14 protein-coding genes are annotated in these 11,619 nt (G+C 60.8%); 2 read left to right on the top strand and 12 right to left on the bottom strand.

Annotated features, from left to right (window positions below):
• Position 1: 1 nt before the first annotated feature.
• The 11 genes from JFT44_RS09375 to JFT44_RS09325 all read right to left on the bottom strand — a co-directional run bounded on the left by JFT44_RS09375 (position 2) and on the right by JFT44_RS09325 (position 6,652).
• Complete coding sequence (locus JFT44_RS09375; protein WP_057444703.1) at positions 2-205, bottom strand: hypothetical protein; 204 nt, start codon at positions 203-205, stop codon at positions 2-4.
• 90 nt (positions 206-295) lie between these two features.
• Positions 296-532: a tail fiber assembly protein gene (locus JFT44_RS09370; RefSeq protein WP_198830584.1), complete on the bottom strand. Its 237-nt coding sequence runs from the start codon at positions 530-532 to the stop codon at positions 296-298.
• A gap of 11 nt (positions 533-543) precedes the next feature.
• Positions 544-1,296: a hypothetical protein gene (locus JFT44_RS09365; RefSeq protein WP_198830583.1), complete on the bottom strand. Its 753-nt coding sequence runs from the start codon at positions 1,294-1,296 to the stop codon at positions 544-546.
• Positions 1,297-1,329: 33 nt separating this feature from the next.
• Complete coding sequence (locus JFT44_RS09360) at positions 1,330-1,863, bottom strand: phage tail protein (protein WP_198830582.1); 534 nt, start codon at positions 1,861-1,863, stop codon at positions 1,330-1,332.
• A complete protein-coding gene (locus tag JFT44_RS09355) occupies positions 1,860-2,498 on the bottom strand; it encodes a phage tail protein I (protein ID WP_057439349.1) in 639 nt (212 codons plus the stop codon). The genes JFT44_RS09360 and JFT44_RS09355 overlap by 4 nt, the downstream gene beginning before the upstream one ends.
• Positions 2,495-3,490, bottom strand: a complete 996-nt coding sequence (locus tag JFT44_RS09350) for a baseplate J/gp47 family protein (RefSeq protein ID WP_057439348.1) — start codon at positions 3,488-3,490, stop codon at positions 2,495-2,497. The genes JFT44_RS09355 and JFT44_RS09350 overlap by 4 nt, the downstream gene beginning before the upstream one ends.
• Positions 3,487-3,819: a hypothetical protein gene (locus JFT44_RS09345; RefSeq protein ID WP_057439347.1), complete on the bottom strand. Its 333-nt coding sequence runs from the start codon at positions 3,817-3,819 to the stop codon at positions 3,487-3,489. The genes JFT44_RS09350 and JFT44_RS09345 overlap by 4 nt, the downstream gene beginning before the upstream one ends.
• 9 nt (positions 3,820-3,828) lie before the next feature.
• Positions 3,829-4,440 carry a phage baseplate assembly protein V gene (locus JFT44_RS09340; RefSeq protein WP_198792080.1) on the bottom strand — a complete coding sequence of 204 codons (612 nt, stop codon included), beginning with the start codon at positions 4,438-4,440 and terminating at the stop codon, positions 3,829-3,831.
• Between the two features lie 4 nt (positions 4,441-4,444).
• A complete protein-coding gene (locus JFT44_RS09335; protein ID WP_057439346.1) occupies positions 4,445-4,957 on the bottom strand; it encodes a hypothetical protein in 513 nt (170 codons plus the stop codon).
• A gap of 21 nt (positions 4,958-4,978) precedes the next feature.
• Complete coding sequence (locus JFT44_RS09330; RefSeq protein WP_057439345.1) at positions 4,979-5,323, bottom strand: phage holin family protein; 345 nt, start codon at positions 5,321-5,323, stop codon at positions 4,979-4,981.
• A 600-nt stretch (positions 5,324-5,923) separates the two neighbouring features.
• A complete protein-coding gene (locus JFT44_RS09325) occupies positions 5,924-6,652 on the bottom strand; it encodes an XRE family transcriptional regulator (protein ID WP_198830581.1) in 729 nt (242 codons plus the stop codon).
• Between the two features lie 197 nt (positions 6,653-6,849).
• Here JFT44_RS09325 and mutS point away from each other — a divergent pair, with 197 nt between their 5' ends.
• Together mutS and fdxA are read left to right on the top strand one after the other, a co-directional pair.
• On the top strand, positions 6,850-9,441 hold the full coding sequence (mutS, locus tag JFT44_RS09320) for a DNA mismatch repair protein MutS (protein ID WP_198818150.1): 2,592 nt from the start codon (positions 6,850-6,852) through the stop codon (positions 9,439-9,441).
• A gap of 142 nt (positions 9,442-9,583) precedes the next feature.
• Positions 9,584-9,907: a ferredoxin FdxA gene (gene fdxA / locus JFT44_RS09315; RefSeq protein WP_003222178.1), complete on the top strand. Its 324-nt coding sequence runs from the start codon at positions 9,584-9,586 to the stop codon at positions 9,905-9,907.
• A gap of 498 nt (positions 9,908-10,405) precedes the next feature.
• Here the strand turns inward: fdxA and apbC are convergent, their stop codons facing one another.
• A complete protein-coding gene (apbC, locus tag JFT44_RS09310; protein WP_057958615.1) occupies positions 10,406-11,500 on the bottom strand; it encodes an iron-sulfur cluster carrier protein ApbC in 1,095 nt (364 codons plus the stop codon).
• Positions 11,501-11,619: the final 119 nt, after the last annotated feature.

Below are 11,619 nucleotides of genomic sequence, written 5' to 3'. Positions count from 1 at the left end.
ATTACTCAGCCTTCTTGGTGACGGCCTTCTTGGCCGGTGGGGTGTCTTGGGCGGCAGCCAGCACGCTGGTCAATTCCAGGCGGCCGGCGGTGCGCAGGGCGGTTGCTTCGACGTCCAGCAGGTCCAGTTCCTGGCCGACGGCGGACCAGTGGCCACCTCCGGTGGGGAATGGGATGAGGACGGTGTAGGTTTGGCGGTTGGCCATGGGGGGAATTCTCCGGATGCAAAAAGCGCAAAGCCCCTGCGGGAGGGGCTTTGGGCGGGCGAAAAAAAACCGCTGTCGCGGTGGGGTGAATTACTTCAGGAAGGCCGGCTTTTCAGGCCAGATCACGGCGTCCGGGTCGGCGCCCTGGTCGGGGATATCGCGCAGTGCCTTGCGGTAGGCGACGAACACCGGGCGGTCTTTATCCGCCATGGGGTAATCAGGCATCGCCGCATAATCGCTGGCGGAAAGATCGGCGTCGCGCGAGGCCCGAATGACACTCCATTTAATCAAAGGGTGCAGTTCAGCAGATGCAAATACAGGTTTCATCAAAGGTCTCCTTAACCCAAAGCCAGCATGCAGGACCAGTCAGTCGGATTAGTCACGACACCTGTACAGGCGCCAGCAAGCATGACCTCAACTGTCCCACCGACAGAAACACGTGCCGGGTGCATAATCATGTACTGACCAAACACGCCGGTCGGCTGTATTGCCAAAGAACACCAACGCCATTTGCCCGACTCGGCGCCGGTCGCCCACGCGCCCTTGATCTCGCCCTCAACCACCCGGACAAAGGCGCCCATCGTCAACATCGAGTTCAAAAGCAGGGTTCCGCCACCACTTAGCCGCCCAGCGTCGATGGAGTGTGGAAACGCAAGCCACGGGCTTCCGAGGTTGTCCGACCACTTCATCTGCCAGACATGGATAGCGTTTCGCCAGAAGTCGGCAGCCTGAATATCGAAGTCCGGGAACTGCTCGCGTACATCGTTTTGTACTTCTCGCATAAAGTCGACATCGGCCTGAGGGCGACCCGCACTCTGTGAGGTGGCGACGATCGAACGCAGTTTGGTAGTAGTGACCTGCTGATGAACATCCCAGCCATCAACCAAGTTGCCATTGGCGTCCGGGACCATGGTGAAGTTTTTCGTAATCGCCAACCTGGGCAACCGCTGATTCAAGCTGGCGAGCTGTTCGCGGTAGGTTTTTTGTGCGATTTCAAGGGCGCGATCAATCTCGCCAATCTTGCCCGTCACAACACCCGTCAGATTATTTGCCGCGCTGACAACCGCGGCCAATTGCTGTTCAGTACTCAATGTTTAAACTCCTTGTAGTGCATTGATCTTGTGTTAAGCCTTCGCTTCAAGCGCCATCAATCGAAATAAAACTCCGACTCCTCGCGCCATATTGTCGATGCTGGCCGCCGAGAGCGACGCCAACTCATCCACCATTAGGATGTTGAGGTTTTCCGAGCCCACGATCACGGTGACGCTATCCGCCGGCAACGGCGAAATATCCAACGTAAACTTCTGCAGCACCCGAGCAGCCGCCGCCTTATACGTCAGCAACTGCCCCGCCACCGAATACACGGCCAACAACGTCCCACTGGCGAGATAAAACCCAAACTCGCCAATCTCATACTCGCCATCGCCATCAAACAGCGCGGCCATGCGCAGTTGGCGCTGGCCCAGGTCTTCGTAGTCCACAATCGCTACCCGCTGGCGCTCATTGCACAGGGCGGTTTCGTTGCCGGTGGGGTTGTAGCGGCCGGTGCCGGCGGCGATGTGGGTGATTTCGCCTTTCAAGCCTTGGTTCTTTGCCTGCAGCACTTCATCCAATCCCTTGGAGGTGAAGCGCACCAGGCGCGTGATGTCATCGGTCATGGCTGCGCCCTGAGGTCGTAGTCGTTAATGGTGTAGTGCTGGGCCACGCCCGCACTGTTAAGCCTTGAACTGAGCATCAGTTCCGGCAGCGCGCCCCACAGCGACAACTCGCCGTCGCTCAACGCCCGGTGGGCGGCGCCGGTCATCGGCAGCCCACCGTGCACTTCATGCACCAGGGTGATGGTGGCCAGGTCGCGCTCGCTCTTGGCCGCGTTGATGCGGCGGATCAAGCGGTTGTGGTCGCCACTGGACCAACTGCGCCCGATGATTGCCTGCACGTCGAAGGTGTAGGGCTGGGCCTGCGGGCGCTGTTGGTACCAGGCCAGAATATTGGGGGTAAACCCCAGGGATTCGACCGCGTGGCTCAACGCCTTGGGCGTGCCGGCCTGGCGCTGGATTTGCCAGGACAGCGCCACCGTGAGGCGTTTTTCGGTTTCGTCGGCAGAGGCATTCCACTCACTGACGCCACGGTCGGCGGCCAGGTAAGGCAGGAACGGCGCAGGCGTTTGCAGCGGGTTCATCAGCGCCGGGAAGGGCGGGACGACCCGTTCGAGCAGTCGACCAAAGCCCAGGTCCAAAGCCTTCTCCAGCGGTGAGCTGTTGGCAGGCAACAGGCTGGGAGATTGTTCAGTCATAAGCTGCGCACCTCCACCTCGACACCCGTGCAATACGGGGCCTGGAACGCCGTGGTGATGATCGGCGCCAGCGGCTCGAGAATCTCCAGCTGCGCCGCCCCGGCGGTGTGGATGGTGTAGTCGATCCAGCTCGGGTCCACACGCCCTTCCAGGCAGTGACAGGACTCGGCATAGGTCTGCAGCAACTGCTGGGCCGCCACTTGTGTCAGCCCCGAGTCCGGGCCGGCGTTGATCTTGGCCACCACGCGGATCTTGTACGGCACGATCTGCGCGCCCTGCACCGTGACCCAATCGGTTTCCGGACGTACATCGGGCCGGGCGAAATGGCGCCGCACCCCTTCAAGCAAATCCGCCGACGGCGTGCCATTGCCGGTGCGGGACAGCACGGTGACCATGACTTGCCCAGGCGCGGTGCGCCGGGCGTTGCCGTCCTTGACCTGGGCGGCATAGCCATCCGGGTCGAAGGTATAGCTGACCGTCACCACCCCCGCAGCCGTACCGTGGACTTTCACCGCCGGCCGCTCGCCGAGGGTAAAGACCTCGCGCCGATACTGCATGCGCGAACCGGCAGCCGGTGCGTGGGGGGCCAGGTAGTAACGCAGACGGGCATCATCATCGCTTTCCAGGGTCGGCGGCACGGGCGGGAATGCCGCCGGGTCGCCGGGGTCGAGCACCTGGCGCTCCAGGCCCATATCGGCCAGGCGCGCATCCAGGTTGCTGCCGGTGGCCCACCACGCCAGCATCTGCTGGATGCGCGCGTTGTACTTGCGCTCATGGGTTTGCAGGCGCACACAAAACGCTTCCAGGGCCAGGGTCAGCAACTCGCTTTCGTTATCCAGGCTGACCTTGAGCTTGGCCGCGCTTTGCGGGGCGCGGGCGGCGACATAATCGACGACAAACGCCTTGAACTGCGCCAGCAGCGGCTCGAACTCGTCGACGGCGATCAGGTCGGGCGGCGCCAATTGGTTCTGCCCGGGGATCAACATGCTCATGTCACCACCTCGAAGGATTGCTTGCGGTTTTTCCAGGTGCCGGCAAACCGCAGCAACAGGCCAGCGCCCTGGCGATTGGCGACGATGACTTGCGGATCAAAATCGGCGATGCCGTTCTGTGGGTTGTAAAAAGCCTGGGCAGCGTGGCTTTGGGCGAGGATCAACAGGTCGTCGCCCAGGTTCTGCCCCAGCAGTTGCGGGATCAGCGAACCGTAGAGCGGGCGTTTCTGCCGTGTGCCCAAAGGTGTGGTCAGGGCCCGGGTGGCGCGCTGGACAAATTGCGGCCAGTCGTCCACCACGGCTCCGGTGTTTCTCTCTATTCCGATCATGGCAAATCCTTATGCCGTGCTGATAACTCGACCCTGGTGGTCCACCACCGGGCCACTCAAGTGAACGCCGGACGCATCCAGCAGCAGGCCGACTGCACCGACCTGCACGCTGATGTTTGCGGCGGTCATGACCAAACGGGCAGCGCCCAGACTCATTTCCACCTGCTCGCGAGAGCCAGTGAATGCCGTGGGGCCGTTGCTCCAATCCAGCACATGACCGGCGGCGTCGTAGGCGCTTTGCGTACCGTCCGGGTAACGCCGGCTCGTCAGGCTGGCGACACTGGACAGCGGCGGGAAGCGATCACTGTTCAGGCCAAACAGCGCCACCGACTGCCCCCCGCCCTCGCCGCCGCCGTAGTTGAGCAGCAGGCATTGCTCTCCCACCGTGGGGATTCGCGTTTCGGTATGCGCCCCAGCGCTGGGGTTGAAAAAGCGAATCGCCGGGGTCAGCAACTCGCCATGCCTGACCTTGCAGGTATTGCTGGCCGCGTCGACCTCCTGGCACACGCCGATCCGGCAAAAGCTCTCGGCCCGCCGATAGAGGTCTTCAAGCTGGGTTTCCATCTGCGCCAGGCGCTCGACGATGGGCGCCAATTGCAGGCGTAACAGTGCGTCGAACATGGGGCTACTCCTGTAGGGGCCGGTATTGATCGGGGTCGTCGATATTCGACACCTCCCAGGTGCGGGCAAACAGCGGCTTGCCCATAGGGTCGTCAAGCAGCGGCGGGCCGATGTAGAGGGTTTGGTTGAAGGACACGGTCCAACTGTCGTACTGGGTGTCGGCCCCCGCCTGGGTCGATGGCAGCGCGACAATGTTGACTGGCACATCGCACTGGGCCGCCGGCAACTGCCAACGGTTATCCAGCACCAGGTCCATCAGCCGGCTCGCCAGGTCACAGGCGTCAAAAGCTTGCGCGCCTTCGGCGGCCATGACCTTGAGCGAGATCGACAACACATGGGCCTTGCGTCCTTCAAGGGAACGTACGCCCGGGCCATTGCGCTCGACTGTGATTGCCACGGCGGTTTCATCCGCCGCCAGGATGCCCGGCGGGCTGCCCACCCGTAACGCCGGGAATGCCGTACGCAGGGCCTGGCCGATGGCTATTGGCAGTTGTGACGGTTTTTCAATGAGGGTCATGGTGTGGCTTCCTTGCAACGATCACTTTGAGTCCGGGGGCGAACCGGGCGGCTCATTCACCCCGATGCGCTTGGCGGCCCAGCGCTCGTAGAGGCCAATGGCGACGTCGGCACCGGCCATGGCGGTCAGGCAGCCGAGGGCGCCCGCCGTCCAGATCGACATGCCGGCGGCGTACAGCAGCATCAACGCCGACACCCCGCACACCATGCACGCCCCGGAACGCAGGGCCAGGCGGCGGACCAGCGACCAACCGCGGGCACCCTCCTTGTCGGCGCGCCACATCTCCCCGGACACGCCGCCGATCAGGGCCAGAATAATCACCAGCCAGATAGGCATTTCTGCCAACGCTTGCTGCTCGTTTGTCATGTCACGCCTCCTGGAATGCGTAAAACCGGCAGGTGGCCGGTGCTTTGATAAATAGATGGATGGGTGTGTCGGTAGGCATTCCAAAAAGCCCGGTAGCCCGGGCTTTTCAGTAATGCGGTCCTTGGATCTTTCGGCGCTACTGGCGCGGTACGGATCTTTCCTCGATGTTTTTCCGACCACGATCCCTGTCTGCCGGATAACTGCTTGTGGTGCTTTACGCTGCACACCCGGGTCAGTTGCCAACCCTCTGAACCGTCAAGGCCGGTTCATCGCTGCCTGTTGTAAAACCGTGAAACTAAAGAGCGTCGGCATCCTTGCCGGCGTTGCCTGGCGTCCTTGCCATCACTCGGTGGCGTCCATGCCAGTGTTGCGCGCCTTCCTTGTCTTCCTTGGCAGCATCCTTGCCGCCTCCACCAGACCTTGTTGGCTGGCTTGAGATGGAGAATATGCATGTATGCATATACAGTCAATGCACAAATGCATTTATTTTTACTCGGATAATGCATTGGCGCATAAACCCCTTGAGTGGTGGGCCCTGGGCGGTTTTCCATAGGCGAAAAAAAGCCCGCTCTCAGGCGGGCTGTTTCTTACAGAGAAGGGTTAGCGGGCGTACATGCCCCACCAGAAAACGTGACCGAGGATGCTGATCTGCTCTTCCTGGATATCCTGGAAGCTGTAGTCCTCATCCGGGTGCTCATCACGATTGAAACTGCGCAGGCGGATCCCCGAAGGCAGACGATAGAGCTGTTTGACCCGCAATTGACCGTTGTGATTGATGGCATACAAGTCGCCATCGACGATATCGCCGATCCCGCTCTTGCCGGCATTCACCCCCACCGTGGCGCCATCACGCAACACCGGCAGCATGCTGTTGCCGCGTACCGTCACACACTTGGCCTGGTCGAACTGCACACCGTTATGCCGCAGGCTGCGCTTACCAAAACGCAGGCTGGCCTTCTCGCTTTCCTCGATGACGAATCTTCCTGATCCAGCAGCCAATTCAACCTCGCGCAAAAAGGGGATCGACACCTCGTCATCATTAACGGGCGTGTCGTCGTCCCACAGGCTTATATCCTTGAGCTCCGAATGCATCGGGTCGCGCTCATCCTGCCACGCCGACCCCGCGCGCCCGCGCAACTGGTCGGTGCTCACCCGGAAGTAATCGGCGATCCGCGAGATGTGCTTGTCCGACGGATCAACGATCTTGCCGCTGAGAATCCGTGACAGAGTGGATTGAGGCACGCCAGTACGCCGGTGAAGCTCCGTGGGGGAGATCCTGTCGCGATCGAGCAGCTCTCTTAAGACGATTGAAACGTTGCGTTTTTGCATAACGGGGATAGTGACGGGAGTTTTTGGGGTTGGCAAATGCTAATTTGCATATTTTGTGCATGGGGTATGCGGGTGTACTGGCCGTTTGTGAACTGCGAAGCACGGACCTCGCATGTTAACCTTGCCGCCATCGCAAAAAATGCTGGGCCAAGCGCCCCCTTTGCCCCATCACTTTCAACGAATTTGCCTACTACCCAATGAGTAAAAACACCTCCGATCTGTCCTCCCACACTCCAATGATGCAGCAGTACTGGCGCCTGAAAAACCAGCACCCTGATCAGTTGATGTTCTATCGCATGGGCGACTTCTACGAGATCTTCTATGAAGACGCGAAGAAGGCCGCCAAGCTGCTGGATATCACCCTGACCGCGCGCGGGCAGTCGGCTGGGCAGGCGATTCCAATGTGCGGGATTCCTTATCATTCGTTGGAAGGTTATCTGGCCAAGCTGGTCAAGCTCGGTGAGTCGGTGGTGATCTGTGAGCAGATCGGCGACCCGGCGACCAGCAAGGGGCCGGTGGAGCGTCAGGTGGTGCGCATCATTACCCCGGGGACGGTGAGTGATGAGGCGCTGCTGGATGAGCGGCGCGACAACCTGATCGCGGCGGTGCTGGGGGACGAGCGGTTGTTCGGCCTGGCGGTGCTGGATATCACCAGTGGCAACTTCACGGTCCTGGAAATCAAGGGCTGGGAGAACCTGCTGGCGGAGTTGGAGCGCATCAATCCGGTGGAGCTGATGATCCCGGATGATTGGCCAAAGGATCTGCCGGCGGAAAAACGCCGTGGGGCCAAGCGCCGTGCGCCGTGGGATTTTGAGCGCGATTCGGCGCTGAAAAGTCTGTGCCAGCAATTCTCCGTACAGGATCTGAAGGGTTTTGGTTGCGAGACCCTGACCCTGGCCATCGGCGCCGCCGGTTGCCTGCTCAATTACGCCAAGGAAACCCAGCGCACCGCCCTGCCGCATTTGCGCAGCCTGCGCCATGAGCGCCTGGACGATACCGTGGTGCTCGATGGCGCCAGCCGGCGCAATCTGGAGCTGGACACCAACCTGGCCGGCGGGCGCGACAATACCCTGCAGTCGGTGGTCGACCGTTGCCAGACTGCCATGGGCAGCCGTCTGCTGACCCGTTGGCTGAACCGTCCGCTGCGCGACTTGACCGTATTGCAGGCGCGCCAGTCGTCCATTACCTGCCTGCTGGACGGCTACCGCTTTGAAAAGCTGCAACCGCAGCTCAAGGAAATCGGCGATATCGAGCGGATTCTTGCGCGGATCGGCCTGCGTAACGCCCGCCCGCGTGACCTGGCGCGCCTGCGTGACGCGCTGGGCGTGCTGCCCGAGTTGCAACAGGCGATGACCGAACTGGACGCGCCGCACCTGCAACAACTTGCTGTCACGGCCGGCACCTACCCGGAACTGGCTGCGCTGCTGGAAAAAGCCATTATTGACAACCCGCCCGCGATCATCCGCGACGGCGGCGTGCTGAAGACCGGTTACGACAGCGAGCTGGATGAGCTGCAAGCCTTGAGCGAGAACGCCGGGCAGTTCCTGATCGACCTGGAAGCCCGCGAAAAAGCCCGCACCGGCCTGGCCAACCTGAAGGTCGGCTACAACCGTGTGCACGGCTACTTCATTGAGTTGCCAAGCAAGCAGGCCGAGCAGGCACCTATTGATTACCAGCGTCGCCAGACCCTTAAAGGTGCCGAGCGCTTTATCACCCCTGAGCTCAAAGAATTCGAAGACAAGGCGCTGTCGGCCAAGAGCCGCGCCCTGGCCCGGGAAAAGATGCTCTATGAAGCCCTGCTCGAAGACCTGATCGGCAAGCTGGCACCGCTGCAGGACACCGCTGCGGCCCTGGCCGAGCTGGATGTGTTGAGCAACCTTGCCGAGCGCGCCCTGAACCTTGACCTGAACTGCCCGCGTTTTGTCGGCGAGCCGTGCATGCGCATCGTCCAGGGTCGCCACCCGGTGGTGGAGCAAGTGCTGACCACGCCGTTCGTGGCCAACGATCTGTCGCTAGACGACGATACCCGCATGCTGGTGATCACCGGTCCGAACATGGGCGGTAAATCCACCTACATGCGCCAGACCGCCTTGATCGTGCTGCTGGCGCATATCGGCAGCTTTGTGCCGGCGGCCAGTTGCGAGCTGTCCCTGGTAGACCGCATCTTCACCCGGATCGGCTCCAGCGATGACCTGGCCGGTGGCCGTTCGACCTTTATGGTGGAAATGAGCGAAACCGCCAATATCCTGCACAATGCCAGCGACCGCAGCCTGGTGCTGATGGACGAAGTGGGGCGCGGCACCAGTACCTTCGACGGCCTGTCCCTGGCCTGGGCTGCTGCCGAGCGCCTGGCCCACCTGCGGGCCTACACGCTGTTCGCCACCCACTATTTCGAACTGACCGTGCTGCCGGAAAGCGAGCCGTTGGTGGCTAACGTGCATCTCAATGCCACCGAGCACAACGAGCGCATCGTGTTCCTACACCATGTGCTGCCAGGGCCGGCCAGCCAGAGTTACGGCCTGGCCGTGGCCCAGTTGGCCGGTGTGCCGAACGATGTGATCCTGCGCGCCCGCGAGCACCTCAGCCGCCTGGAAACCACCGCCCTGCCCCACGAAACCGTGGTTGCAAGCCCAGCCAAGGCCACCAGCAAACCGGGTGTGCCCATGCAGAGCGATATGTTCGCCAGCCTGCCCCACCCGGTACTGGATGAGTTGGCAAAGCTTGACCTGGACGACTTGACTCCACGAAAAGCGTTGGAATTGCTCTATGCACTGAAGACACGGGTCTAACGCAGACGCGTGCAAGCTGATAGAATCTCGCGCGGTTTGGGATGCTGCGGGCTTTTAGCCTGGCCTGCAGACTATCGCTCCCAAACCTCGCGAGCCCTGCCAGAAGGGGTTTCGCTGCCGCCGCCTGAGGAGAAAACTAGAAATGACCTTCGTCGTCACCGACAACTGCATCAAGTGCAAGTACACCGACTGCGTAGAAGTGTGTCCGGTGGACTGCTTTTACGAAGGCCCGAACTTCCTGGTAATCCACCCGGATGAGTGCATTGACTGCGCCCTGTGTGAGCCAGAATGCCCGGCCGTTGCGATTTTCTCCGAGGATGAAGTACCGGAGGACATGCAGGAATTTATTCAGTTGAACGTCGAGCTGGCGGAAATCTGGCCCAACATCACTGAGAAGAAAGAATCGCTTCCAGATGCGGAAGAGTGGGATGGCGTTAAAGGCAAGATCAAAGACCTCGAACGCTAACAGCGTCGCGCCCCTCTAAAAGGCCCCTTGCGGGCCTTTTTGCGTTTTTGCGCGCGGGTCTTTTACTTTTCTGCAGGCAAAAAAAAGGGGCGGTTTGACCCGCCCACATTTTTTCCCTAGTCCCTGTGTTCCTTTTCATCGTCCTGATGAATCGCATCCTGCGAGGTTCCCTGAATCATCGTTCCGTGATGACTGTGTCAATCCGTGGACACAGGGCTGATAGTAGAGACTTCCCAGACAAGTTCAACGGGATCCATTCCCAAGCACACCCCGCCGTCGCTCTCGATCACAAATAAATAAGCGTTATATTTCAATGATATAGAAATATGTCCAGGTGATTCGAGGCATCCAGGTCCGGTTAAAAAACCAAACACTTACGAAAAAGTAAGCGAATGCTTACACCGTCCATTAGGGAAATGCGCACCCGCCCTCCCAAAAGGTTTACGCCAGACAAGAAAAAGCCCCGACAGGGTCGAGGCTTGTCTGCCTTCAGGTCGATCAGTCGTCGCTGACAGTGATGGTCGGCATTGCCTGGGCACCGGCTTCCTGCAAGACAATCCGCGCGCCTACATGACGGGCCAGTTCCTGATAGACCATGGCGATCTGCCCATCGGGTTCGGCGGCGACCGTCGGCTTGCCACCATCTGCCTGCTCACGAATGCCCATCGCCAGCGGCAACGAAGCCAGCAGCTCAACGTCATATTGGGTGGCGAGCTTTTCGCCGCCGCCTTCACCGAACAGATGCTCGGCATGGCCGCAGTTGGAGCAGATGTGTACCGCCATGTTCTCCACGACACCCAGCACCGGGATGTTGACCTTGCGGAACATCTCCACGCCTTTGCGCGCATCCAGCAACGCCAGGTCCTGGGGGGTGGTGACAATCACTGCACCGGCCACCGGCACTTTTTGCGCCAGGGTCAGCTGGATATCACCGGTGCCCGGCGGCATGTCGATCACCAGGTAGTCCAGGTTGCCCCAGTCGGTCTGCATCACCAGTTGCATCAAGGCCCCGGAAACCATGGGCCCGCGCCACACCATCGGGGTGTTGTCATCGGTCAGGAACGCCATCGACATCACTTCCACGCCATGGGCCTGGATCGGCACGAACCACTTCTGGTCCTTGATCTTTGGCCGCGAGCCTTCGGCGATGCCAAACATCACGCCCTGGCTCGGACCATAGATATCCGCGTCGAGGATGCCCACCCGCGCGCCTTCACGGGCCAGGGCCAGGGCCAGGTTGGCCGCCGTGGTCGACTTGCCCACGCCGCCCTTGCCGGACGCCACCGCCACCACGTTCTTGACGTTGGCCAGGCCGGGGATCTGTGCCTGGGCCTTATGCGCAGCGATCACACACTGGATGTCGACCTTGGCCGAGCGCACGCCGTCCAGGCCTTCAATGGCCATTTGCAGCATCTGCGCCCAGCCACTCTTGAACAGGCCTGCGGCGTAGCCCAGCTCAAGCTGGACCGTGACCTGATCGCCCTGCACCTCAATGGCCCGGACACAGCCGGCGCTGACCGGGTCCTGGTTCAGGTAGGGGTCGGTGTACTGGCGAAGAACGGCTTCCACCGCTGCGCGATTGACGGCGCTCATGGGCTACTCCCGGAAAAGACAGACTAAAACAGGCGGCTATCCTAACCGTTCCGAGGCGTGAGGGGCATGCTTTCGCGATATTGGAAAACCCTGAAACAGCCTCACGGGGTGAAATAAAT

The sequence above is a fragment of the Pseudomonas sp. MF5691 genome, from assembly GCF_016405645.1.
Classification (GTDB): domain Bacteria; phylum Pseudomonadota; class Gammaproteobacteria; order Pseudomonadales; family Pseudomonadaceae; genus Aquipseudomonas; species Aquipseudomonas shahriarae.
Note: the sequence above shows the minus strand (reverse complement) of the source record. Positions and strands in the feature narration are given on the sequence as shown.

Coding starts and splice junctions, on each gene's coding strand:
- JFT44_RS09355 (WP_057439349.1), bottom strand. CDS start 2,498: ATGACTGAACAATCTCCCAGCCTGTTGCCTGCCAACAGCTCACCGCTG.
- JFT44_RS09375 (WP_057444703.1), bottom strand. CDS start 205: ATGGCCAACCGCCAAACCTACACCGTCCTCATCCCATTCCCCACCGGA.
- JFT44_RS09345 (WP_057439347.1), bottom strand. CDS start 3,819: ATGATCGGAATAGAGAGAAACACCGGAGCCGTGGTGGACGACTGGCCG.
- apbC (WP_057958615.1), bottom strand. CDS start 11,500: ATGAGCGCCGTCAATCGCGCAGCGGTGGAAGCCGTTCTTCGCCAGTAC.
- JFT44_RS09370 (WP_198830584.1), bottom strand. CDS start 532: ATGAAACCTGTATTTGCATCTGCTGAACTGCACCCTTTGATTAAATGG.
- JFT44_RS09350 (WP_057439348.1), bottom strand. CDS start 3,490: ATGAGCATGTTGATCCCCGGGCAGAACCAATTGGCGCCGCCCGACCTG.
- fdxA (WP_003222178.1), top strand. CDS start 9,584: ATGACCTTCGTCGTCACCGACAACTGCATCAAGTGCAAGTACACCGAC.
- JFT44_RS09335 (WP_057439346.1), bottom strand. CDS start 4,957: ATGACCCTCATTGAAAAACCGTCACAACTGCCAATAGCCATCGGCCAG.
- JFT44_RS09340 (WP_198792080.1), bottom strand. CDS start 4,440: ATGTTCGACGCACTGTTACGCCTGCAATTGGCGCCCATCGTCGAGCGC.
- mutS (WP_198818150.1), top strand. CDS start 6,850: ATGAGTAAAAACACCTCCGATCTGTCCTCCCACACTCCAATGATGCAG.
- JFT44_RS09330 (WP_057439345.1), bottom strand. CDS start 5,323: ATGACAAACGAGCAGCAAGCGTTGGCAGAAATGCCTATCTGGCTGGTG.
- JFT44_RS09325 (WP_198830581.1), bottom strand. CDS start 6,652: ATGCAAAAACGCAACGTTTCAATCGTCTTAAGAGAGCTGCTCGATCGC.
- JFT44_RS09360 (WP_198830582.1), bottom strand. CDS start 1,863: ATGACCGATGACATCACGCGCCTGGTGCGCTTCACCTCCAAGGGATTG.